Raw genomic sequence first — 23,640 nt, forward strand, 5'->3', positions numbered from 1 at the left:
GCCGCGCGTCCCGCTGCGTGCGGGATCAGCTGCTGGAGACCTTGAAGCTGTTGGTGGTGAAGTCCAGACCGCCGGCCGACAACGTGATCTCGTAGCCGAACTGCACGTCACCGATGGTCTCGTCGCCCCACCAGCCCTTGGTGTCCTTGATCCACTTGAGGATCGGCAGGATGCTCACCGTGCCGGACGTCGAGTCCGAGGTGCGAAGGAACGAGTAGACCTCGTTGGCCCCGTTGTTGCCCTTGTAGACGGTCCAGGTGTGCCCGCCGAGCGTGACGTTGCCCTGCGAGGTGCCGAGCGGCCCGACGGCACCGTTGTAGTTGACCCAGAGCATGACCTCGTAGTCGTAGTCGCTGTCCCAGATGTCGTACGACGTGTTGTACGCGCCCGACGACGGCACCGTCACGTTGTAGCTGCTGGTGAGGGAGGACAGCGAACTGATCGACTTGTTCACGACCTTCTTCGCGTTCGGGTAGGACTTGATGCCGCCCGTGTTCGGGTGGTCCGCCCAAACGCCCCAGTTCGACGAGGAGTTGGCCCAGATCGTCTGTGCACCCGCGCCCGAGCCCCAGATGTTGTTGTAGAGGGTGTAGCCGTCCGAGGTGGTGTAGTTGCCCCACTGGTCGGAGGAGGACCAGATCGCCGCCTGTGCGGGGGAGGTGGCGAGGGCGAGCAGTGCACCGCCCGCGAGGACGGAGCCGAGGAGCGTGCGGCGGCGCAGGGAGTGTCTTGCGGTGGGTGCCATGGTGTCCCTTCCATGGTCGGAGGAGCCCGGTGGGCCCCGGTGGGGGGAACTAGCGCGTACTCATGGTGAGTTCGCGGTCCTCGCCGGCGATCAGGCGCAGCGGCCCGTCACCACCGGCCGGGGTCTTGAGATCGATGTGCGCGTCATGCTCCGGGCGTACGACGGCCGTGCAGCCGCCGCCCGCCCACGTCAGGTCGACGCGGGCGCCGAACCGGGTGCGCAGGCCGCGCACGGAGCCGCGCCGCCAGGCCGCCGGCAGCGCGGGCAACAGCACAAGGCGGTCGGGCGTGGACTGCACGAGCGCGTCGGTGAGCAGCGCCGGCAAGGTGTGCGCGGCGTCGGCGTTGTAGACGTCGCGGTCCGGGTAGTGCGAGCTCATCAGGGAGTGGTGGAAGTAGTCGCCGGTCAGGACCTGGCGCAGCGCCGCGGCCACCCGGTGAGGGTCGCGCAGTCGGGCCGCGATCAGGGCATGGTGCAGATGGCCGTGTGCCGAGTGGTTCTCGGCGCCGCGCAGTTCGAGCGCGCGGTGCGCCGCCTTCGCCAGCTCCGGGGTGTCGTAGGGGGTGATGTCGTGGTGCGGCCACACCGGGTAGAGGTGGCTGAGGTGCCGGTGGTCGTAGGAGTCATCCAGGCCGGGCCAGGCCCATTCGGCAAGCGCGCCGTCGGAGTTGACCCGGTAGTCGGGCAGCCGGTCCGCGAGCGCGTTCCAGCGGTCGCCGTCAGGTCCCGGGTGCCAGGTGGCGGCGGTGCGCAGGGCATGCCGGGCCGCCGCGATGTCCATCGTGGCGTTGAGCGTGCCCCAGCTCGCGTTCGCGGGCCGGTTCTCCGGCGAGTACGACGGCACGACCACGAGGCGGCCGTCCGGTCCTGTGCGGGTGAGGAAGTCCTCGTAGAACAGGGCGAGTTCGCTGAGGGCGGCGGCCAGCCACGCGGGCCGCACCCCGGCCGTCTCGGCCTGCTCGACGAGCGGGGTGAGCAGCCAGTCGGCGCCTGCCGTCCACAGGTGCATCGGCCACTCCCGCTGGAAGTGGTACGTGTGCCCCGACTCGCCGTCGGTGTGTGCGGGCGCGACGATCCCCCGCGCCCCGAAGATCTCCCGTGCGTTGTCCCGCCAGTCAGCCAACTGCCCTTGAATCAGGGCACTTTGCGCCTGCGTCACCTCGGGCAGGTCGCAGGCCGCCGCGGACGCCGTCTGGAGATTGAGGTTGGCGTCCGTGGTGAACGCCCCCGACCAGGCCGTGCCCCACTCGCCGGTCCACAGCCCGGTGAGCCGCGGCGGCAGCGCGCCGGACGCGCTCAGCAGGTGGTAGCGGCCCGCCGCGAACAGCCGCTCCAGCAGGGCCGGGCTGTCGATCCGTTCGAGCAACTCCGAGCCGGGCAGGCCGCGTTCGGAGCGTGGCGCGTCGAGGGTGAACGTGACCCGTTCATAAGCGGCGCGGTGCGGGGCCTCGTGCCGGGCGAGCAGGGTCTCGTAGGTCTCCTCCAGGTCCGGGGCCGCCAGTGAGGCGAGCGCCGCCGCCTCGGCGCTCGCGTCCAGCTCCCCGAGATGCCGCCGCACCCGCGTGAGCAGCAGCAGCCCATCGGCGCCCTCGATTCGTAGCCCCGCGGTGCCCACCGAGCGCCGCCCGCCGTGCGCCAGCGCGACCGTCACCCCGGTGTACGCCAGATCGCTGTCCGGGTAGCGGCAGCGGAGTGTCAACTGGGCGCCCTGGGGCGTCAGGACGACGCTGTGGCCGACCCCGAGCCCGCCAGGCACACCGGCGAGGCGGGGGTCCAGGGACACGTCGCCGTCCAGCCCGGGCCCGGTGACGTACTGCACGACGACATCGTCGGCCCGCGACACGAACACCCGCCCGCGCCACCCGCTGCACTGCGCCTCGGCCACCCCCGTCGCGAAGGCGACCGCGCGCCGGTAGCCGCGCCACACCACGCTGTCCCGCACGAACCGCACCTGGAACGCCGGATGGAACGCCTGCACCCAGCGCAGCGCTCGGCCGTCCGTGAACCGCTCGGCCGCCGTGACGTCGCCGGCAAGCAACTGTTCCTGGATATACGGGAGGTGAGCGGCGAGCGCAGGCGGCCGTGGACGCGGGCCGCCGTCCGGACGGACCAGCGCGTGATGAGTGACGATCACCCGGTCGTCGTGCGGGTCACCGAACACAAGAGCGCCGTGGGTGCCGTTGCCGCTGAGGAAGGCGTCCTCCCAGCGCGTGGCCGGCGCCCGCTCCCAGGTGCCGTGCGGATGGTCAGCCGGCACCGTGCCCCCGCCTCGTCGTCCCGAAAGCGAGAACCGCGACACCGAACCGCCCCAGAGTCACCGAGCCGTGGTGCTCGGCGCCCGTCAGCAGATCCCGGTACGTCGTGTCGTCCGGCAATGCGACAGTCACCTCGTCCCGTCCATGGTGCAGTAGGAACAGCAGCTCGCCGCGGCGTACGGCCTCCACACCTGCGGGGAGGCCGGACAGCGGAGGCCGTACGCCCGCCTCGGCCGCCACGTCCTCGAGCAGTGAGCGCAGCGCCGGGGGTTCGGGAAGCGTCGACAGGTACCGGGCCCGGTCGCGCCGCAGCACGGCCGGCAGCCCGTCGAGCTCGCCACCGCGGTACACGGCACCGACCTCGGTGCCGGGTTCGGCCGTCAGCTCCTCCGACCACAGGGTGCCGGTGAACTCCCCGCAGTCCACGGTCTCGTCGGGATCAAGCGGCCACCACTCGTGCACCGTCCGGATCCCGAACAGCGCGCGCAGCCGCGCGTCCATGCCGCCGGGCCGCACCCGGTCGTCCGCGTCGGCGACCCCGGTGAAGAACCCGGACACGAGCGTGCCACCGCCGCGTACATAGGCCACGAGATTCTCGATCGCCGCGTCCGTGAGCAGGTAGAGGTGCGGCACGACCACCAACTTGTAGGCGGACAGGTCGTGTTCGGGGTGCGCGAAGTCGGTGGCGAGGTGTGCCTCCCACAGGGCACGGTGCCAGGCCCGCACCACGTCCTCGTACGCGACGTGTGCCGACGGCCTGCCGTCCTGGCAGTCGGCCCACCAGGAGTGCCAGTCGTGCAGCACGGCGACATCGGCGGCAATTCGTGTGCCCGGTACCCGCAGTCCCAGCTCTGCCAGGTCCGCGCCGATCTGCTTCACCTCGGCGAACGCACGGCCCTCCTCGCCCGCGTGGCCGAGCATCCCCGAGTGGAACTTCTCGGCGCCTTGCCGGGACTGCCGCCACTGGAAGTAGCAGACGGCGTCGGCGCCGCGCGCCACCGTCTGCAGCGACCAGAGCCGGTTGAGGCCGCGCGGCTTGGGGTGGTTCACGCCGCGCCAGTTGACCGGCCCCGCCGCCTGCTCCATCACCATCCAGGGGCCGCGTGCCTGGCTGCGCGTCATATCGGCGATCATCGCGTTGTACTGACCGCCCAGCGGGTCCCGCGGATCCGGGTACACGTCGACCGACACCACGTCCTCCCGCTCCGCCCACGCCCACGCGTCCTGGCCGATCCAGAACGGCATGAAGTTGGTGGTGACAGGGACGCCGGCGGGGGAGTGCCGTCGGACGATGTCTCGCTCGGCCGTGTAGCACTCCAGCAGCGCGTCCGAGGTGAAGCGGCGGAAGTCGAGGACCTGTGTCGGATTGTGCAGGTACTGGGCGTGGCGCGGCGGGATCACATCCGCCCACGTCTCCAGGTGCTGACTCCAAAAGGCCGTGCCCCAGGCCTTGTTGAGAGCGTCGAGGGTGCCGTACTTCGCGCGCAGCCAGTCGCGGAAGGCGTGCGCCGCCTCGTCGCCGTAGTCGAACGTGCAGTACTCGTTGTTGATGTGCCACATCCGCAGGGCGGGGTGGTGGCCATAGCGGATCGCGAGGTCCTCGGTGATCGCGGCGGCATGGCGGCGGTATGCGCTGGAGGAGTGGGCGAACTGCTGGCGTGAGCCCCACCACACGGTCTGCCCGTTCTCGTCGCGCGGCAGCGTCTCCGGGTGCAGCCGCCCCAGCCACGGCGGCGGTGACGCGGTCGGCGTCGCCAGGACGACACCGATGCCGTGCGCGTGCATCAGGTCCATCAGCCGGTCCAGCCAGCCGAACTCCCTTGCCCCCGGCGTAGGTTCGAGCTTCGCCCAGGAGAAGACGCCGAGCGTCACCGAGGTGACACCGGCCTCCTTCATCAGCCGGACGTCGTCGGCCCACACCTCCTCGGGCCACTGCTCGGGGTTGTAGTCGCCGCCGTACAGCAGGCGGCCGTCGTGTGCGATGGTCACCCCTTCACCGCCCCCGTGAGCATGCCCTTCTTGAAGTGGCGCTGGACGAACGGCGAGGCGATGGCGACCGGGATCAGGGCGAGCACCATGACGGCCATCTGCAGTCCGAGCGCGGAGAGTTCACCTGTGCGGACCGCTTGCTGCAGGCCGGTCGGTGCCTCGGTGTGTTTCTGGACCAGCTGGATGAGGACGTTCTGCAGTGGCATCATCTGCTGGTCGGTGAGGTAGATGGAGGCGTTGAACCAGGCGCTCCAGTACCCCACCGCGTAGAACAGGGAGATCACGGCGAGCACGGCCCGTGACAGCGGCATGATGATGGTGAGCAGGATGCACAGGTCGCTCGCTCCGTCGATGCGGGCGGACTCGGAGAGTTCGGGGGAGATCCCCATGAAGAACCCGCGCAGGACCAGGATGTTGAAGACGCTGACGGCACTCGGCAGGATCAGCGACAGATAGGTGTCCGTGAGGCCGAGCGACTGCACCAGCAGATACGTCGGGATGAGTCCCGCTCCGAAGAACATGGTCGCCATCAGGATCATGAGGATGACCCGGTGCCCGAGACTCCCCGGCCGCGACAGACCGTAGGCCGCGAGGACGGAGACCGTCATCGAGAACAGGGTGCCGACGAGGGTGACGCCGAACGACACCATGAGGGCCCGGCTCACCTGCCCGCCGCCGAGCAGCTCCGTGTAGTTGACGAAGGTGATGCCCTCGGGGACGACGACGAGACCGCCGGCGCGGTCGATCACGGGCTTCGGGGAGAGGCTGGTGACGATCACGATCCACAGGGGGGCGAGCACCGCGAGGCAGCACAGAGCGAGGAAGCCGCCTTTCATGGTGAGCCCGGTCCTGCTCGGCGCCTCTTGCCACGCGGGGCGAGGCGGGGCCTGCAAGCTGCGGATCAGCTGCGTGTTGAGGCTCATTTCCGGTACACCCCCTGCTCACCGAGCAGATGAGCGAACTTGTTCGCACCGAGCACCAGACAGATGCCGATGACCCCCTTGATCAGCCCGACCGCGGCCGCGTAACTGAAATCGCCGAACTGGATACCGACGTTCCACACGTAGGTGTCGAGGACCTCGCTGGCCCCGCGGCCGACCGCGTCGCGCTGGAGCAGGAACTGCTCGAAGCCGACGGAGAGCGCGTCGCCCACCCGCAGGACCAGGAGAAGCGCGATCACCGGGCGCAGCGCGGGCAGCGTCACGTGCCACATTCGGCGCCGGCGCCCCGCGCCGTCCATGGCGGCGGCCTCGTACAGGTCGGTGGAGACGGCGGCGAGCGCGGCGAGGAACACGATGATCCCCCAGCCCGCGTCCTTCCACACGGACTGCGCGGTCACCAGGAACTTGAACAGGGACGCGTTCGTCATCAGGTCGAAGCCGCCCCAGCCGTGCTGCTCCATGGTCTGCGCGATGATGCCCGCGCCACCGAAGATCTGCTGGAAGACGGTGACGACGAGGACCCACGAGAAGAAGTGCGGCAGATACATGATCGCCTGCGCCACGGCCCGCACCCGGGGCCGGATCACGCTGTTGATGAGCAGCGCGAGGGCGATGGGGATCGGGAAGAACAGCACCAGTTGGAGCAGGAACAGCACGATGGTGTTCTTCACCGCGGTCCAGAACTCGGGGTCGTCGAGCATGCGGGAGAACTGCTCGATGCCGACCCAGGGGCTGTGGAAGATCGCGGTGATGCCGTTGCTGGAGGCGTAGGGGTCGTAGTCCTGGAAGGCGACCACGTTGCCGAGCAGCGGTACGTAGTTGAAGAGCAGGAGCAGTCCGATGGCGGGCAGCGTCATCAGGATGAGCGCGCGGTCGCGGCGCAGCCGGACCCGCCACGGGACCTTGCCGGCCGCGCGCTTCTCGGGAACCGCCTTCGCGGCGAGGGCGGCCGCCGGTTCCTCGACGGGCGCCGCGGGACGTGTCCCGTCGGGCCTGCTCCCGGCCGTGAGAGACATCAGTTGCCGCTGCCGTTCTTTTCGATGAGCTTCTTGTACCAGTCGCGCAGCTTCTCGCCGCCGCCGGACTTCCAGGTGGAGATGGCCTGCTGCAGGTCGGACAGCTTCTTGTTGCCGCGCACGTAGTCGATCTCCAGCTGCTCGAACGGCGAGGCCAGGTTCGCGTAGCGGGACGGTTCGACGATGTTCATGCCGTACGTGGAGGTCTTCTTCGTGAACGCGCCCATCCGCTGCTCCCACTCCACCTGCTTGCGGGTGACGTCGGGGAGGTCGGGGTGGGCCAGGTAGGGGGCGGGGGCGGCTAGCATCACCCAGGCGTTGATGGCCTCCTGGTTGCCCTGGTCCGTCTTGACGGGCAGGCCGTCCTCGACCGTGTAGTGGGTGCCCTCGACGCCGTAGTCGACGAGCATCCGCTCCTTCGTGCCGTAGGGCGCCGCCGCGAAGTTGGCGGCGGCCAGAGCGTTCTCGACCGTGGCCTTGGAGGCGCCCTTGCGGACGAACGACCAGATGGTGGCGGGCTGGCTCGCGTACAGCGTCGGGTCGCCGCCGTCGGCACCGAAGATGTCGATGGCCTCGCAGACGAAGTCCGGGTTGGCCTTGGCCTGTTCGGCGCTCTTCACGTACCAGTGGGAGATGTCGTTGTTGTAGACGAGGATCTGGCCTGCGGTGAAGCGCTGGCCGGCGTCGCCCGTGCGGGCCTTGTCATCGGGGTGCACGACGCCCGCGTCGAACAGCTTGCGGGTCCACTCCAGCGCTTCCAGGTATTCGGGCTGCTCGATGCGGTACGTCAGCTTGCCGTCGTCCCCGATGTTCCAGCCGAGCGGACCCGAGGCGCGGACGCCGAAGATGTTGAAGGCGGTCCAGGACATGTCGCCGCAGGCGTAGACCTTGGACTTGGCGCTCGTGGCGTCCTTGGCCCAACTGGTGAACTCATCGGGCGACGTGGGGACGTCGTAGCCCTTCTTGTCGAAGAGGTCCTTGCGGTAGTAGGGCACGATGAAGGTCGCCCTGGCGGACGGCATCGGGATGCCCCGCAGGTCGCCTCCGAAGATGCTCATGCGCCAGGAGTCCGAGGGGATCGCGGCGAGATTCGGGTACTTCTTGACCTTGTCGCCCGCCAGGTAGGGGCCGAGGTCCATGAACTTCGCCGCGACCGCGTTCGGGATCTTGCCGGTCAGCTCCCAGCTCGGCACCACCACCATGTCGGGTATGGAGCTGCTCGCGAGGACGGCGCCGAGCTTCTCGCCGTAGGTGGTGCCGTCCTGGTTCTGCCAGGTGACCTTTGTGCCCGCCCCCGTGTCGACCGCCTTGTAGTAGGCGCAGTCGCCCTTCGGAGCCGTGCCCCAGAGCGGAGACATGATCTTGATGGGCGAGCCGGTGCCGAGCTTGTCCGGCGCCGAGGTGGCCAGCGCCGACAGGGCCACCTTCCCGGTGTAGCCGGAAGCCGAGCCGTTCTTCGACGGCACGTCGGGCCTGGCGAACTTGCTGGCGACGAAAGTCGGCAGCAACTTGTCGGCGGCCTTCCCGGAGGTCGTGCCTTCCCGGTCCTTGTTCTCCGACCCGCCGCAGGCGGCGAGCAGCGGCATCCCGCCGGCCACCGCTGCGGCGGCCACGGCGGTGGAGGCGAGGAAACTTCTCCGGCTGGGAGCGGAGGCGGAGGGCGAGTTCGGCGTCATTGCGGTAACCCTTCGGGGAACGCGTCGCGCATTTGTCGAAGCGCTTCGATGTTGCAGCGAGGTTAAGGGAGCGCTTCCACGGTCACAAGAGCGGGGCACAGAATTCCTGAACGTACTTTCCCTGTCGGCCACTTGACACCTGCCAACCTGACTGCGGAGCATCGAAGCGCTTCGAAGATTCACTGACCTCTTCCGCCAAGGGACCCGCACGTGACCGAAAGACTCCCGCTCCACCCGGACGGGGCACCACCCACGGACAAGCGCGTCGACGACCTGCTGTCCCGGCTCACGCTCGACGAACGCATCGCGCTGCTGCACCAGTTCACGCCGGGTGTGGAGCGGGCCGGCCTCGCCGCGTTCCGCACCGGGCAGGAGGCACTGCACGGCGTCGCGTGGATGGGCCCGGCCACCGTGTTCCCGCAGTCCGTCGGGCTCGGCGCGACCTGGAACGACGACCTGGTGCGGCGGATCGGCGACGCCGTCTCCACCGAGGTGCGCGCGATGCGCGAGCGCGACGACCGGATCGGCCTCAATGTCTGGGCGCCCACGGTCAACCTCCTCCGCCACCCGCTGTGGGGCCGGAACGAGGAGGGCTACTCCGAGGACCCGCACCTCACCGCCGCCATCGCCACCGCCTACACGCGCGGCCTGCGCGGCACCCACCCCACGTACTGGCGCACCGCCCCCGTCCTCAAGCACTGGCTCGCCCACAACAACGAGACGCTCAGGGACACGTCGAACTCCTCCGTCCGCCCCCGCGTCCTGCACGAGTACGACCTCAAGGCCTTCCGCGCCCCCGTCGAGGCGGGCGCCGTCGCCGGCGTCATGCCCGCCTACAACCTGGTCAATGGCCGGCCCAACCACGTATCGCCTTATCTGCGCGAGCAGTTGCGGACCTGGACCGGCCAGGAACTCCTCGTGTGCTCGGACGCGGGCGCGCCCAGCAACCTCGTCGACTCCGAGCACTACTTCGACACTCACGAGGAGGCCACCGCCGCCGCCCTCGTCGCGGGCGTCGACAGCTTCACCGACCACGGCACCGACTCCTCGACGATCACCGGACGGATCCGCCGCGCCCTCGACCAGGGCCTGATCTCCGAGTCGGACATCGACACCGCCGTGCGCCGGCAGCTCGATGTGCGGCTGCGCCTGGGCGAGTTCGAGGACCACGACCCCTTCGAAGGCGCCGGGGCCTTCGACACGGAGGAACACCGCGCCCTCGCGCAAGAGGCCGCCGAGCAGGCAGTCGTGCTGCTCAAGAACGACGGCCTGCTGCCACTGCCCGACACCACCCGCATCGCCCTGGTCGGCCTGCTCGCCGACGAGTGCAAGACGGACTGGTACAGCGGCACCCTCATCCACCGCTCCACCCCGCTCGACGGCCTCCGCGAGCGGTTCGGCACCGAGCACGTCACCTTCGCGGAGGGTGTGGACCGGGTACGGCTGCGGTGCGACGCCGGATGGCTGTACGTGCCCGAGAGCGACGCCGACGCGAGCGTGCGCGGCGCCGAGGGCGCCCTCGACCCCGCGCTCCTCGCCGGCCGCACCGACCTCGCGCCGCTCACCACCGTCACCGAATCGGGTACCGAACTCGCCCTCGTCGACTGGGGGAACGGCGTCCTCACCCTGCGCGCACCCGACGGCCGCTACCTGTCCGTCGCCGAGGACGGCTTCGTGCGGGCGTCCGCCGAGCAGCCCGGCGGCTGGGTCGTCCAGGAGACGTACACCCTGGAACGGCACGGAAACGCTCACCTCCTGAGGCACACGGGCACGGGCCGATACGTCTCTGTCGCCGCCGACGGCGTGAAGGTTGCCGAGCAGGGCACGGCTTTTGAGGTGGAGTACGTGGAGCGCGGCGCGGACGCCGTGGCGCGGGCAGCCGCCGACGCCGACGTGGTGATCGTCGTCGCGGGCAACGACCCGCACATCAACGGCCGCGAGACCGAGGACCGCACGACGCTCGCCCTCCCCGACCACCAGGACCGGCTGTGGAGAGCGGCCCGCGCCGCCAACCCGAACACCGCCCTGGTCTTGATCGGCGCTTACCCCTACGCCGTGCCCGACGCGGACACCGAACTCCCCGCCCTGCTGTGGACCGCCCATGGCGGACAGGCCGCGGGCCGTGCCCTCGCCCGGGTCCTCGCGGGCGACGTCAGCCCCGCCGGACGCCTCCCGCAGACCTGGTACGCCGGCGACAGCGACCTGCCGGACCTGCTCGACTACGACGTCATCGGCTCCCGCCAGACCTACCTCTACTTCGAGGGCACACCGCTCTACCCCTTCGGACACGGCCTGTCCTACGCCTCGTTCGACTACGACGGACTCTTCGTGCACCGCCGCGCGGACACACTCGAGTGCACCTTCACCGTCACCAACACCGGCACCACCCCGTCCGACGAAGTCCCGCAGCTGTACGTCCGCCCGCTCGACACGTCTGTGCCGCGCCCGCGCCGCCAGCTCCTCGCGCACCCCCGCATCGCCCTCGCCTCGGGGGCGTCGGAACGCGTCACCTTCTCCGTGCCTGTCGCCGACCTCGGCCACTGGGACGTCGCCCGCGGCCGCTGGAGCGTCACCTCGGGCACGTACGAACTGCTCGTCGGCGCCGCCAGCGAGGACATCCGCCTCACCACGCGCCTGACCCTAGACGGCGACGAGCCCGTGCCCCGGCCGGTGCTCGTCGACGGCCTGGACGCGGCGGCGTACGACGAACAGCGCGGCACGGCGATCGTCGACCGCACGAAGACGTCCGGCGACGCCGTCACCGCGACCGGGCCCGATGCCGAACTCCTCTACAAGGCTTGCGACCTGGGCACCGACGGAGTCGGCGCAGTGCGCTTGACGGTCGCGGGCGCGGGCACCGTCGCGATCGGGGACGGCGGCACGGTCACCGTCCCGGCAACCGGTGGCCCGTACAACTACGTCACAGTGGACGCCGATTTCACCGCCCGCGGCGTACGTGACCTGCGCGTGCGGCTCGGCGGCGAGGTCCGTCTGGCCCGGCTCACCTTCATCAAACGGGGGACCACCGTATGAAGTTCACCGACGGTTTCTGGCTGATGCGCGAAGGGGTCCACGCCGCGTACGCCACCGAGGTCCGCCAGATCCTGGCCGCCGACGACCGGTTCACCGCGTACGCCGCCGTCCGGCACGTCCGCGACCGCGGCGACACCCTCAACCAACCTCTGATCACCATCGACTGCTTCGCCCCCGCCGACGGCGTCATCGGCGTCCGCTTCACCCACCACGCGGGCAAGCGGCACCGGGGCCCCGACTTCGAGCTGCTGCCCTCCGAAGGCGGCGCCGGCGCGCAGGTGACCCGCGAGGGCACGGTCACCGAGCTGAAGACGGGCCCGCTCACCGTCCGACTGGACACGGCAGGGGAGTGGGGCCTGGAATTCCTCGACTCCTCAACAGGGCGCCAACTGACGGCTGTTGAACACAAGGGCACCGCCTTCGCCACCACCCCCGACGGCGCACACCACATGGTCGCCCAGCTCGCGCTCGGCGTCGGAGAGCACATCTACGGCCTCGGCGAACGCTTCACCCCGTTCGTCAAGAACGGCCAGACGGTGGACATCTGGCAGGCCGACGGCGGCACCAGCAGCGAACAGGCCTACAAGAACGTCCCCTTCCACCTCTCCTCACGCGGCTACGGCGTCCTCGTCAACCATCCCGGGAAGGTCGGCTACGAGATCGGCACGGAGTCCGTCGGCCAGCTCCAGTTCAGCGTCGAGGACCAATCGATCGAGTTCTACGTCGTCGCGGGCCCGACCCCGAAAGACGTGCTGCGCCGCTACACCGCGCTCACCGGCCGCCCCGCCCTCCCGCCCGCCTGGTCGTTCGGCCTGTGGCTCACCACCTCCTTCTGCACCGAGTACGACGAGGAGACGGTCACGTCGTTCGTCGACGGCATGGCCGAGCGCGACATCCCGCTCACCGTCTTCCACTTCGACTGCTTCTGGATGCGCGAGTACCAGTGGTCCGACTTCACCTGGGACCCGGACGTCTTCCCCGACCCGGTCGGCATGCTGCGCCGCCTCAAGGCGCGCGGCCTGCGCATCAGCATGTGGATCAACCCGTACATCGCCCAGAAGTCCCCACTCTTCGACGAGGGACTGGCGCTCGGCCATCTGGTCCGCAAGCCGAACGGCGACGTCTGGCAGTGGGACCTGTGGCAGCCCGGCATGGCGCTCGTCGACTTCACCAACCCGGGCGCGCGCGACTGGTACGCGGGCAAGCTGCGCGGCCTGCTCGACATGGGCGTCGACAGCTTCAAGACGGACTTCGGCGAGCGCGTTCCGACCGATGTCGTCTGGCACGACGGCTCCGACCCCGAGCGCATGCACAACTACTACGCGCACCTCTACAACCGCACCGTCTTCGAGCTTCTGGAGAAGGAGCGCGGCAGCGGAGAGGCGGTTGTCTTCGCCCGCTCGGCGACGGCCGGCGGCCAGCAGTTCCCGGTGCACTGGGGCGGTGACTGCTTCGCCTCGTTCACGGCGATGGCGGAGTCGCTGCGTGGCGGCCTCTCCCTGTCGCTGTCGGGCTTCGGCTTCTGGTCGCACGACATCGGCGGCTTCGAGGGCACCCCCGACCCGGCCGTCTTCAAGCGCTGGCTCGCCTTCGGGCTGCTCTCCTCGCACAGCCGCCTGCACGGCAATGTCTCGTACCGCGTGCCGTGGGCATTCGGCGAGGAAGCGGTGGACGTGGCACGGAAGTTCACGCGTCTCAAGCACCGCTTCATGCCGTACCTGTACGGGGCGGCGGTCGAGGCGCACCGCACCGGCGTCCCCGTGATGCGTCCGATGCTCCTCGACTTCCCGGACGACCCCACGTGCCGGGTCCTGGACCGCCAGTACATGCTCGGCCCCGACCTGCTCGTCGCGCCGGTGTTCTCGGCGGACGGCGACGTCGAGTTCTATCTGCCCGAGGGCACGTGGACGCGGCTGCTGACGGGGGAGCGGGTCGAGGGCGGGCGCTGGCTGCGCGAGACCCACGGCTTCGACAGCCTGCCGCTTTTCGTCCGTCCCGGTGCGGTCGTCCCGCTCGGCGCGGACGACCGGCGCCCCGACGGCGACTGGGCCGACGGCGTCACCCTGCTCGTCGCGCCGGGCGCGCGAGACGTGACCGTGACGGTGCCGGACCACGACGGGAGCCCCGCCGCCGCGTACCGGGTGCGCCGGTACGCCGTCGACGGGGCGGTCACGGTGGAGGTGACGGGCACAGAACTTCCGTACGAGGTAAGGGAGTTGTAGCCCGTCCGGGCGTGCTTGGTCAGGAGACGGCGGTGCCGGTCACCGTGTCTCCCGACCGCGTCACCTGGTACGTGACGGTGGCGCCGCTCCAGAAATGGAAGGTGAGAGTCACCGGCACACCGTCCTTGAGGGAGTTCAGGAAGTCGGCGGTGAGCCTGAGCGTGCCGCCGTCGTAGTCCGGGGCGAACGCGGTGCCGAACTGCTGGTACGAAGTCCAGTCGGCCGGACCCGCGTCGGTGCCGTCGGCGTACTCGGCCTCCATGGTCGCCAAGGAGTCGCCCCGGAACTGGGCCGGGGCCGCGAAGGAGCCGGTCGTCCCCGCCGCGTCCGTGAGGAGTGGCGGGTCATACGTCGTCACGTCGATCCGCCACGGCACCCCGGACGAGAACCGGGCCTGAAGCGTCGCGTTCACCCCGTACGCGCGGTCCCCCGTCAGCCGCGTCAGAGCGGCCGCCGTCAGCGTGAGCCGGTCACCGGACACGGTGTAGTCGACGCCCTGGGCCAGCTTCGTGCCGCCCAGCCAAAGCCCCCTGAACGACGTGCCGTTGAGGTTCAGGGTGAGCGACCGGTCCGTGACCGGATCGGCCTTGCGGACGTACACCTTGTCGGACGAAGCGGTACCCGAGCGCGTCGTCCAGCTCGACTTGACGAGAGCGAAGAGGGCGGGGTCGCGCCACCGCAGCGTGTCGCGGTTCAGCAGCGAGAAAGGGTCCCACAGCGCGGTGGAGACGCCGTTGACGCGGGCTGTGTGACCGAGCTCCTCGAAGTACTTCAGGGCCTCGCCGCGCTCGACGTAGTCCTGATGCGTGTAGTCCGGGTAGCTCAGGAGCCCGTACTCGCCGAGGTACACCGGAATGCCCTTGGCGACGAACGTGTCGTGCATCCGCGCGAAGGCGTCGGTCATGTCCTGCTGGACGGTGGCGTCGAAGCGGGTGTAGCCGGCGATGTTCACGCTGAACGGCCAGAAGCTGTAGTAGTGGACCGTCGCGACCAAGTCGGGGTCGTCGAGCCCGTCGATGGTGGCTGCCAGGTCGTCCATGAGGGTCTGGTCCGGGGTGGCGCCGACGGTGGGCAGGACGAGGAGGCGCTGCGCGTTCGCACCGCCCGACGTGCGCACGATGCTGTGGAACGAGGTGTTGAGCTCGTCGACCAGCTCCATCTTCCGGGCGTCGTCGGCGTTGTCGAAGGCCGGTTCGTTGATGCTCTCGAAGAGCAGCGTGCGCGGTTCGTCCTTGAACGTGGTGGCGATCTGCTGCCAGGTCGCGCTGTAGCGGGCGAGCACCTGGTCGTGGTCGGTGGCCATCTTGTTGATCCACTGCCAGGAGTCGTGGTGCACGTTCAGCACGACGCGCAGACCGTCCGCCTGCGCCCAGTCGACCACCTGCCGAACCCGGCTCAGGAACGCGGCGTCGATCGTGTAAGGCGCCTGTGCCGACTGGTGGTTGCCCCAGGTGACGGGGATGCGCACGCTGCGGAACCCCTGGCTCTTGACGGTGTCGAAGAGCGCCTTGGTGACCGGCGGGTTGCCCCAGGACGTCTCATCGGGGATGGCGTCGAGGGTGTTGCCGAGGTTCCAACTGGGCTGCATGGCGGCGACGGAGTCCATGGCGGAAGCGGTCGCGGCAGGAGCGGGGCGGGCGGCCGCCACGGCCCCGGTCCGGGAGGCGCCGACGGTGGCGAGTAAGGCCAGCAAGAGGCCCGCCACCCATTCGACGCGGCGTCTGCAGCTCCGTGCTTGTCTCATGCGGGGTCCCTTTCAGCGGCTGAGTTCAGTGGTTCCGGTCAGCGGTCGAGTTCACCGGCTCGTAGCGAAACCAATCGAAGTGGGCGGTGCCGGTCGCGGCGTACAGGCCGATGACGCGGCCGGTGAACCCGCCGGCCACCTCGGTCGACAGATAGCGGCCGTCGAGGGCCGCGAGTGCGGTGAACGTGCCGTGCGGATCCTCGACGCCGAACGCGAGCGTGTCGGGGCCGGTGCGCGCGTCGCGCGGGCTGTCCGTGGGGGTCACGTCGACGCCGAGCACGAGCGGGCCGCCGGCCGTCGCCCGGGACGTGGAGGCCACCACGGTGCGCAGCGGTCCGACGCGGGCGATCACCCGTACTTCGGCGACGTCGGCCTCGATCTCGTAGTGGTGCCGCTCGTCGAGCCGGACCGCAAGGCCGCCGGTGCCGTCCGCCGGGTCGAGGTGGGCACGGACGCGGCAGGAGAGGTGCTGCTGCCGGTGGCCGACGAAGGTGACGTCGGCGGCGTCGGGACCGACCCCGAGGGCGTGGAGCGTCAGCCGGCCCGGCCGTTCCTTCGTGGTGCAGTGCCGCGGGGAGCGGTGGCGGAGCGAGATCCAGGAGGGCTGCAGATCGGCGTCGTCGAAGTCGTCCGTGAAGGGTTCGGCGGAGGCGGGCGCGGGCCCGGCCGTCGCCGGCGGGCCGACGACCGGCCAGCCGTCCTCCCAGGTGACCGGCGCGAGGAACGTCTCGCGGCCGAGCACGTGCCAGCCGGGGGTGCCGCCGCGCGGCCGCACCCCGAGGAACACCATCCACCACGTGCCGTCGGGCGCTTGGACCAGGTCGGCGTGGCCGGTGTTCTGGACGGGTTCGTCGGTGCTGCGGTGGGTCAGGACAGGATTGGCCGGGCAAGGTTCGAAGGGGCCGGTGGGTGCGGGTCCGCGGGCCACGGAGACGGCATGCCCGCGCTCCGTGCCGCCCTCGGAGATCAGCAGGTACCAGTGGTCGCCCACGTGGTACAGGTGCGGCGCCTCCGGGGCCTTGGCGCCGGGCGTGCCGGACCACAGCCGGCGCGGCTTGCCGAACGTCTCGCCGGTGTACGGGTCGATTCGGACCTGGGAGATCCCGGCGACCGTGACCCAGCACGCGCCGTCCTCGTCCCAGGCGAGATCCGGGTCGATGCCGGGGACGCCGGGCAGCGGGACCGGGTCCGACCAGGGGCCCGCCGGGTCGGTCGCGGAGACGAGCAGATTGCCGCCGCCCAAGCTCACATTGGTGACGACCAGCCAGAAGCGGCCGTCGTGGTGGCGCAGGGTCGGCGCGTAGATCCCGGCGGAGGAGGGTGTGTCCCAGGGCAGCCGCAACTGGCCGGGCCGGTCGAGGACGTTGCCGATCTGTCGCCAGTGCACCAGGTCGCGACTGTGGAAGAGCGGCACCCCGGGGACGTACTCGAAGCTCGAGCACGCGAGGTAGTAGTCGTCGCCGACGCGGCAGACGCTGGGGTCCGGGTGGGATGACCGGGCGTGGGTCTGCCATGCTGTCTCTCTCCATGGTGTCGAAGCGCTTCGATCCGCGGGGAGGATATGCATGGGGGTGATGGCGCGCAAGGGGTTGGACAGAACAGCAAAGGGCCCTGAAGTCCCGTCATACTTACGGGACTTCAGGGCCATGGCATCATCGATGCGCTTCAACTGGCAGTCGTCGGGCTTCCGTTCAGGCGGAGTGGACCGCGGCGTCCTCCGTGCTGAGCTGGGGGAAGCCCTTGGAGCGCAACTGCGCAGCCGCCGGATCCACGCGACGCCGCGGGTGCCAGTCCGTCACCGTCCGGCACGCCGCCGCGACCTCTACCAGGAGGTCCTGCTTGTAGGGCACGCACGGCGCAAGCCTGGTCTGCCTGTGACGAGTGCGAGCCTCATTGTGGAACCGGCTGTCAGTACGCGCCGTTCACGTTGTCGATCGAGCCGTACTTGTCGGCCGCGTAGTTGCAGGCGGCGGTGATGTTGGCGACCGGGTCGTAGCTGTCCATCGACGTGCCGGGCACGTGGTACGCGGTGAACGTGGGGTCGATGACCTGCAGGAGCCCCTTGGACGGGGTTCCTGCGACAGCGTTGGAGTCCCAGTTGTTGATGGCCAGCGGGTTGCCGGAGGACTCGCGCATGATGTTGCGGTGGATGCCCTCGTAGGAGCCGGGAATGTTGTGCTTGGCCATTATGTCGAGCGACTCCTTGATCCAGCCGTCGAGGTCGTTGGTGTAGGACTTCTTCGCCGGGGCAGCGGCGAGCGTGGTCCGGACCTCGGAGCGGTCAGCCCGCTCGGCGGACGCCCTGGTGGCTGCCGGCTTCTGTGCGGGCTTGGCCGGGCTCTTCTTGCCGAGCGTGAGCTTGACACCGGGGTGGATCAGCCCCGGGTTGTCACCGACGGTGGCTCGGTTGTCCTGGTACAGCTTCTTCCAGCCGCCGCTCAGAGAGTGCTCTCGGGCGATCTTGGCGAGGGTGTCGCCTGCGGCGACGACGTACGTCGTGGGGACCGCGGCGCTCTTTGCGGCCGGGGCGGCCTGCGCTGCGCCGGCGCTGGTCGCGCCGAGCACCGGAAGAACGAGCACAGCCGCGCCCGTGCCTGCGGCGGCGATTCCCCGGGTGAGCGAGATGGACTTGGGGCGGCGGTGCTTTCCCTTTGAGGGCATGACGAGTTCCTCTCCGTCGCCTGCGAGGTGAGCTGTCGGGTTCGGACGGGAGATGTCCGGTCGCACTGCGAATGCGACTTCACCCCGAGCCGTTCCGGAAACCAGATCGGCGGCTTACCTGGGTCCCCCGCTCCTGCCGTGCGTAACCGAGTGGGTGGGAGGGATTCCGGACAGCGGCAGGATTCGGCGTTCCATCCGGATTGACGGTGACATTAGGCGAGAAAGCACGGACAGAACAAGACCAGAATTCCGATAGTGGAATGTGAGAGCCCTGACTCTGGTGATCAGAACCCGCCGCTCTCTTTGATCGAAAAGCCCAATCTTCTTTGGGCGCAAGGGAAGTGGGCTCAGCGGAGTTCGGGGCCCGCGTCCGTCCGTGTGACATGGTTCACTGAATAGGATGCGGGTTGGGATGACGGTCGATGTCATATCGGAGTGCGAAATTTCGCATGAACGCTCGCGATACAGGCAGATCTCCCTGTATATCGTTAATTATGCGAAAGGGTATTTTTTAGCCCAAAGATGGACATAGCGCCATGCCGCTTTGGGTGCCAGAGGGGGCGTATCGCCATCAATGCCGGCCCGGTCGCGCGGACCGACGGGCGTCCCAGCTGCAGAGTTCATGCGCGGGTGTCGATCGGATGGTGCCTGAACGTGGTCTTGTGCGGTCCGGCTGAGGGATCGACTGAGGTGAGGTCGGCGGACTCGATCATCGGAGTGCACTTCCCGCCGACCTGCTGGGCTCGCGGGATACCCGGGGGCGGGTAGATGAGGCTCCGATGTTGTACTGGGAGATTTTGCCGGCTCAGGATGTGAGTGAGCTCAGAAGGCGGTCTCCATGTGATGGGGATTCAGTTGCCGATCGTCGCTGGTATGCCAGTGAAGGTTTCGGCTTGGGTCGGGAGGAGGCTGCTGAAATCCTCTGCCGACTACGGTTTTCCGGGCAGCTATCTCTCTGCGTGGTAGGCCTGTTCAATCCCGGGCCTCAGTGGTCGACGCGGCGAGGAACGGGAACTCCGCACGCGCCTGCGCCGGGTCGAACTCGAACCGATGGTCCGCCGCGAAGAAGCGCAGGAATAGGGGCAGTTACTCGGGCGCATGGAACATGACGGCAACGTCGGAGTTGCGGCGCGGGTGCAGACAGAGGAGCGGACACCCCGACTCACCGCACTTCGACGACCAGGCCGAACGCCACGCCAAGGGCGACCTTCGGCCGGCCTACTTCTATGCGGATGGCCTGAAGGCTCACATCGAGCGTAGGTACTGGCCGGGCGGGTGAGGCCGGTCGCCCTGGCCGGGGCGGGCACAGTGCGGACATTCGCGCCGCACGCGCGTCTGCCTGCCGCTCGCGGTGAGGGGCGCGCGCTCCCCGGGCTCCCGTACGAGAGCAAGAAGGGGAGGGGCTTCTCTACTCCCTGAGCCGCCTGTGCCGATCACCTTCAACTCCCGGCTGATCGACGTGCGGGGCCCAACTGTCAGGCGGTGGACTGCCTGTGGCCGCCGCAATGATTGATTCTGCTTGGAGTCGCACGGTTGCGAGCATGTATTGACACTCCTCGGGTGGGGCGCCATAGTCTTCCGCAGGCAATTGGGCTGCAGGGTTTTGACGAACGAAGAATGTGCCTGCTGGTGCGGCAGCTGTCGCTGCAATGCCCCTTCGGGGGCACGTAGCAGCACGCTGCGCGGGAATTGACCTTGTCAGGTGCATGGCGATTTGTGCTCGGTGGTGGCCTTCCCCTCGCTCCACGTCGATGGGAGAGAACTCGGCACTGGGGCACCGGTGCCCGGAATGCGCGTAGAAGCGGGAAAAGGAGTGGGCGACGGCCCAGGAGTTGGGGCGACAGAGCCACCTCAGCCGTGTCGCGGACACCGCGGCGCAGTCGTTACCGCCTGCAGCACTCATGCGAGTAGGCGGTGCCCAGACGTTCACCACCCCGCTCACCTCCAACACCCCCTTGAGGAGCATCAGATGAAACGAGCGTTGACACGCATTGCGGTAGCAGCCCTCGCCGCACTCGTCCCGTTCATCGCGGCACCTGGCGCACAAGCGCAGACCTTCGGCGGGAACGAACTACTGTCGTGGACGGTAAGCGGGGCTCCCAGCGAGGGACTGACATCCCTCAACTTCCCGATCACCGTGAACACCGGCACCGCCCATGTGTCCGGGACCTACTTCGCGATGCAGTACGGGTTCACCGGACAGAGCGACATCGGGTACGCAGGACTGCAGCCACGGCCGGATGCGAACGGGCACCAGCGCCTGCGTGGGGTGTTCTCCTCCTTCATCAGCGGCACGACAAGCACCCACGCCAACTGTTCGGACGGGGCTGACGGCGGCGCCGGCGTCAGCTGCGGAGTGGACTTCGACGCCGTGTACGGCCACACCTTCCGCGTCGAGATCGCCCGGGTCGGCACGGACACCTGGTCGGGCACCGTCGTCGACACCAACAACGGTCAGCAGATCCCCGTCGGCACCTACAAGTTGCCCGCCGGCTCCGGCAACCTGAAGGCCTCCCAGGCGGGCTTCATCGAGTATTACAACGTTCCGAGCTGCGACCAACAGCCGCGGTACGACGTCACGTTCGGCGGACCGTCCTCCGGATCCCTGTCCGGTTCGACCAAGTGGGTCAAGGAATACGGAGAGTGCGCCGGCTACGGCAGCACCCAGGTGACCACGGTCGGCGCAGGTGTGCACGTGACCCGCGGCAGCGCGGGTTAGCACGCCTGCGGCAGGGCTTTGGTGTCGGCCCTTGGGGCGATGTCGCGGCTGCTGGATCGACCTCGGGCCGATGGCTTGCCAGGGGCGGCCTCTCCGAGGCCGCCCCTCGATCACGCGCCTGCCGCCGACGCAACCTGTAACGTCGACATGCATGACAGCAGAGTCACCGGCGCAGGCTGTGCAACGCTTGTTCCCGCTGCTCGCCGAGGGGAAGAGCGCGGAGGCGGCGGCGCTGTTCGCCGACTCGGTGTCGTTCTCCATCCCGCACCCGCCAGGCATTCCCTGGGTACCGGAGGTCGACTCGGCGGAGGGCATGCGGAGGTTCTTCGAGCTGCTGCAGACCCATGTGCAGGCCAAGGAGTTCGACCTCCGCCAGGTCATCGCCGAGGGCGAGGATGTAGTGCTCATCGGACGCATGGTCTCCGAGGTCAAGAAGACGGGCCGGGACATCGACACCGCGTTCGCCCTGCACACCACAGTCCGGGACGGACGGATCACCCGCTACCACCTCTACGAGGACAGCTACGCCGTCGCCAAGGCCTACTTCGACGACTGATCGCCAGGCGGGCTCGCTCAGCTTCTGACCTCAGGCCTCGAACGTCGCATCGCACGCACTCACGGACGCGCTGCTCTGTGAGAAGAGGCCGGTGACCTCGCCAGTCGACCCGGCGTTGCCGGCCGAACACCGGCGTGAGCCGCCTACTGCCTGCTGCGGCCTGACGGCCCGGCCCCACATCAGGTGCCGGGCGAAGAACCGGTCCCCCTCGTCCACCTCGAATCACGGGGTACCAGCGTCCCCGCCCAGATTGGCGTGCAGCGTCTTCTCCTTGGTGCCGAAAGCATCGAACAAGTCCAGGGCCAGTTGCCGGTCGTTGCCTTCGTCATCCCACTGCAGCAGGAACCGCACCGGAATGGTGACCTGATGGACCTCCTCGCGCTGGGCGCGACGCACGTAACTCCCGGCGAAGAGACCGGCGGCTGAGATGCGCGGCTCGACCACCGCCAGCCGAATGCCGATGACGGCCATCCCCGAGTCCCCGACCCGGCCGCCGATCTCGGGCAGCGAAAGGAGGGCGTTCAGGATGGTCCGCCATTCCGGGACCGGCGACGTGGTCCACGGCGGCAATCCGAAGCTGCGCACCACCATGGAGGAACGCGGTACTGGCTACGTCCTCGCGGTGGCCCGCACCCACGAAGGCACCACCCAGGCAGGGAAGTTCCGCGCAGACGCCCTTGCCGACAAGCTACCCAAGCGGGCCTGGCAGAACCTGTCCGCCGGGGCTGGTGCAAAGGGGGAGCGCTTCTACGACTGGGCCCACATCGACCTGCATCGCCGGCCCGATTCCGACGGGCCGGCGATGCCGCGTGCTCGGGATGGTGGTGTCACCACTCGTCGTGGTCGCAGATCACCCGGAAACTGCCCACGACCGCGTCCTCGACGAAGACGCCTCCCTGGCCGCTCCCATGGCCGGTCCGGGGCGCGACACCATAAGTGGCGCCGTAGGGGCCGACCGTGGCCACCGGCGCACCGTTGTCGCAGTTGAACCCGCGGTAGACCTCAACGGTCGCGTCGCTGTCGTTGTCGATGCTGAAACTGCTTGAGCCCAGCCCACTGGCAGCGGGGATGCAGCCCTCCGTGCGGGCGGAGTACGTCCGTTCGTTGAAGTGGATTCGTCCCTCCTTCCTGCCGCCGTAGCCACGGTCACGGCCCTCGTGGCCACGACCCTCGTCACCCCTGCCGTCAGCGCTGTCGGTACCGAGGGGAGCCGTCGCGGGGGCGGCCTGCTTGGCGGGCGGGGCAGCCTGCTTGACGGGCGGGGCAGCCTGCTTGGCCGGAGGTGCGGCTTGTTTGGCCGGAGGGGCGGCCTGGGTCGATTCGGATTGCGCGGCATAGGTGATGCCGGCGGTGGCAAGGACCGCTGCGCCTACCATGGCGGCGGATACGGCGAACAATCGCGTGGGCATGTCAATCCTCCCTGTCTCGGAGACGCCAGCTGGACAGCCGACATGCAACGAACGTAATAATCGGCTCATCGACTGTCATTTCAGGACGGCTCAAGGTGTGACATCAGGCTGCCGATCGAGTGGAATCCCTGAGTTTGGTGCATTACTCGGAGTTTTCTGACATGGCGCCAGAATCCCGGTCCAAGCGAGGCCGCAGTGCAGCCGGGGATGACAGCGGTACGGCCCGGCTGCCGCACATCTGACGGCAGCAGGCCACGCGGGGAGCGGGATGCCGGCCGGACCGGCCGGCCGCGTGATCCGTGGTGAGCCGTGTCCCCCACCTCGCAGGGCAGTACAAATAGGCTCCGGGTAGCGGAACATCTTCAGGTTGCAACGGCCACCGAGCGCCGCGATGACGCGAAGTGTCTCGCTCAGCCAGCGCCGCCGACCTCATGCACACCACGGTGCCCGGTCAGGTCCCGCAGTGTGGGCTCGATCCGCTCGCGGGGCCTGACCGACGCCACCCCGGCCGATAGGTCAAGTACCTGGCCCGTGACTACGGCAGCGCCGCGTGTCATCGGCGACTGCAGAGTCCGGCTGGCTGCGAGAACCGAGGGGTCGCCGTGGAGGACCTGTGGGTGGCGGGACTGGCGCGCAGCAAGCTGGCCAAGTCCGTCCACGACGTCGGCTGGTCC

The 23,640-nt window shown here is 69.1% G+C and carries 14 protein-coding genes, 3 pseudogenes and 1 riboswitch; of the genes and pseudogenes, 5 read left to right on the plus strand and 12 right to left on the minus strand.

Annotated features, from left to right (window positions below; genetic code table 11):
- Window positions 1-25: 25 nt before the first annotated feature.
- From OG698_RS44825 to OG698_RS44850, 6 genes are read right to left on the minus strand one after another with little or no spacing between them, the layout of a single operon-like run.
- On the minus strand, window positions 26-745 hold the full coding sequence (locus OG698_RS44825) for a GH12 family glycosyl hydrolase domain-containing protein (protein ID WP_406109934.1): 720 nt from the start codon (window positions 743-745) through the stop codon (window positions 26-28).
- Between the two features lie 49 nt (window positions 746-794).
- Window positions 795-3,002 carry a glycosyl hydrolase family 95 catalytic domain-containing protein gene (locus OG698_RS44830; protein ID WP_406109936.1) on the minus strand — a complete coding sequence of 736 codons (2,208 nt, stop codon included), beginning with the start codon at window positions 3,000-3,002 and terminating at the stop codon, window positions 795-797.
- Entirely contained in the window at window positions 2,992-4,989 is a 1,998-nt protein-coding gene (locus OG698_RS44835; RefSeq protein WP_406109938.1) for a beta-galactosidase, read from the minus strand. The genes OG698_RS44830 and OG698_RS44835 overlap by 11 nt, the downstream gene beginning before the upstream one ends.
- Window positions 4,986-5,912, minus strand: coding sequence for a carbohydrate ABC transporter permease (locus OG698_RS44840; RefSeq protein WP_406109940.1), 927 nt, complete (start codon window positions 5,910-5,912; stop codon window positions 4,986-4,988). Before OG698_RS44840 ends, OG698_RS44835 begins: the two co-directional genes overlap by 4 nt.
- Window positions 5,909-6,946 (minus strand): ABC transporter permease, encoded by a 1,038-nt coding sequence (locus tag OG698_RS44845; RefSeq protein WP_406109942.1) that lies wholly within the window; start codon window positions 6,944-6,946, stop codon window positions 5,909-5,911. Before OG698_RS44845 ends, OG698_RS44840 begins: the two co-directional genes overlap by 4 nt.
- Entirely contained in the window at window positions 6,946-8,622 is a 1,677-nt protein-coding gene (locus tag OG698_RS44850; protein WP_406109944.1) for an extracellular solute-binding protein, read from the minus strand. Before OG698_RS44850 ends, OG698_RS44845 begins: the two co-directional genes overlap by 1 nt.
- Window positions 8,623-8,832: 210 nt before the next feature.
- Here OG698_RS44850 and OG698_RS44855 point away from each other — a divergent pair, with 210 nt between their 5' ends.
- Together OG698_RS44855 and yicI are read left to right on the plus strand one after the other, a co-directional pair.
- Window positions 8,833-11,655, plus strand: a complete 2,823-nt coding sequence (locus tag OG698_RS44855) for a glycoside hydrolase family 3 C-terminal domain-containing protein (protein ID WP_406109946.1) — start codon at window positions 8,833-8,835, stop codon at window positions 11,653-11,655.
- On the plus strand, window positions 11,652-13,877 hold the full coding sequence (gene yicI, locus OG698_RS44860) for an alpha-xylosidase (RefSeq protein WP_406109948.1): 2,226 nt from the start codon (window positions 11,652-11,654) through the stop codon (window positions 13,875-13,877). Before OG698_RS44855 ends, yicI begins: the two co-directional genes overlap by 4 nt.
- A 19-nt stretch (window positions 13,878-13,896) precedes the next feature.
- On the opposite strand, the gene OG698_RS44865 is transcribed toward yicI, so the two are convergent.
- The 4 genes and pseudogenes from OG698_RS44865 to OG698_RS44880 all read right to left on the minus strand — a co-directional run bounded on the left by OG698_RS44865 (window position 13,897) and on the right by OG698_RS44880 (window position 18,282).
- Window positions 13,897-15,621 (minus strand): cellulase family glycosylhydrolase, encoded by a 1,725-nt coding sequence (locus OG698_RS44865; RefSeq protein ID WP_406109950.1) that lies wholly within the window; start codon window positions 15,619-15,621, stop codon window positions 13,897-13,899.
- Between the two features lie 25 nt (window positions 15,622-15,646).
- Window positions 15,647-17,110: pseudogene (locus OG698_RS44870) on the minus strand (glycoside hydrolase family 43 protein); the annotation flags it as partial.
- A 202-nt stretch (window positions 17,111-17,312) separates the two neighbouring features.
- Window positions 17,313-17,471, minus strand: coding sequence for a hypothetical protein (locus OG698_RS44875; RefSeq protein WP_406109952.1), 159 nt, complete (start codon window positions 17,469-17,471; stop codon window positions 17,313-17,315).
- 58 nt (window positions 17,472-17,529) lie between these two features.
- On the minus strand, window positions 17,530-18,282 hold the full coding sequence (locus OG698_RS44880; RefSeq protein ID WP_406109954.1) for a transglycosylase SLT domain-containing protein: 753 nt from the start codon (window positions 18,280-18,282) through the stop codon (window positions 17,530-17,532).
- Between the two features lie 4 nt (window positions 18,283-18,286).
- Window positions 18,287-18,481: riboswitch (cyclic di-AMP (ydaO/yuaA leader) on the minus strand.
- A 1,770-nt stretch (window positions 18,482-20,251) separates the two neighbouring features.
- Here OG698_RS44880 and OG698_RS44885 point away from each other — a divergent pair.
- A complete protein-coding gene (locus OG698_RS44885) occupies window positions 20,252-21,001 on the plus strand; it encodes a hypothetical protein (RefSeq protein WP_406109956.1) in 750 nt (249 codons plus the stop codon).
- A 151-nt stretch (window positions 21,002-21,152) separates the two neighbouring features.
- Window positions 21,153-21,557 (plus strand): nuclear transport factor 2 family protein, encoded by a 405-nt coding sequence (locus OG698_RS44890; RefSeq protein WP_406109958.1) that lies wholly within the window; start codon window positions 21,153-21,155, stop codon window positions 21,555-21,557.
- A 222-nt stretch (window positions 21,558-21,779) separates the two neighbouring features.
- Here OG698_RS44890 and OG698_RS44895 read toward each other — a convergent pair.
- Window positions 21,780-22,106: pseudogene (locus OG698_RS44895) on the minus strand (alpha/beta hydrolase); the annotation flags it as partial.
- Between OG698_RS44895 and OG698_RS44900 the strand changes: the two are divergent.
- Window positions 22,105-22,348: pseudogene (locus OG698_RS44900) on the plus strand (IS701 family transposase); the annotation flags it as partial. The pseudogenes OG698_RS44895 and OG698_RS44900 overlap by 2 nt on opposite strands.
- 36 nt (window positions 22,349-22,384) lie before the next feature.
- Here the strand turns inward: OG698_RS44900 and OG698_RS44905 are convergent.
- A complete protein-coding gene (locus OG698_RS44905; protein WP_406111780.1) occupies window positions 22,385-22,966 on the minus strand; it encodes a hypothetical protein in 582 nt (193 codons plus the stop codon).
- Window positions 22,967-23,640 lie beyond the last annotated feature (674 nt).

Origin of the sequence: Streptomyces sp. NBC_01003 (assembly GCF_045162695.1) — a bacterium.
Taxonomy (GTDB): Bacteria; Actinomycetota; Actinomycetes; order Streptomycetales; family Streptomycetaceae; genus Streptomyces.

Coding starts and splice junctions, on each gene's coding strand:
- OG698_RS44825 (WP_406109934.1), bottom strand. CDS start 745: ATGGCACCCACCGCAAGACACTCCCTGCGCCGCCGCACGCTCCTCGGC.
- OG698_RS44840 (WP_406109940.1), bottom strand. CDS start 5,912: ATGAGCCTCAACACGCAGCTGATCCGCAGCTTGCAGGCCCCGCCTCGC.
- OG698_RS44845 (WP_406109942.1), bottom strand. CDS start 6,946: ATGTCTCTCACGGCCGGGAGCAGGCCCGACGGGACACGTCCCGCGGCG.
- OG698_RS44850 (WP_406109944.1), bottom strand. CDS start 8,622: ATGACGCCGAACTCGCCCTCCGCCTCCGCTCCCAGCCGGAGAAGTTTC.
- yicI (WP_406109948.1), top strand. CDS start 11,652: ATGAAGTTCACCGACGGTTTCTGGCTGATGCGCGAAGGGGTCCACGCC.
- OG698_RS44865 (WP_406109950.1), bottom strand. CDS start 15,621: ATGAGACAAGCACGGAGCTGCAGACGCCGCGTCGAATGGGTGGCGGGC.
- OG698_RS44880 (WP_406109954.1), bottom strand. CDS start 18,282: ATGCCCTCAAAGGGAAAGCACCGCCGCCCCAAGTCCATCTCGCTCACC.
- OG698_RS44885 (WP_406109956.1), top strand. CDS start 20,252: ATGAAACGAGCGTTGACACGCATTGCGGTAGCAGCCCTCGCCGCACTC.
- OG698_RS44890 (WP_406109958.1), top strand. CDS start 21,153: ATGACAGCAGAGTCACCGGCGCAGGCTGTGCAACGCTTGTTCCCGCTG.
- OG698_RS44905 (WP_406111780.1), bottom strand. CDS start 22,966: ATGCCCACGCGATTGTTCGCCGTATCCGCCGCCATGGTAGGCGCAGCG.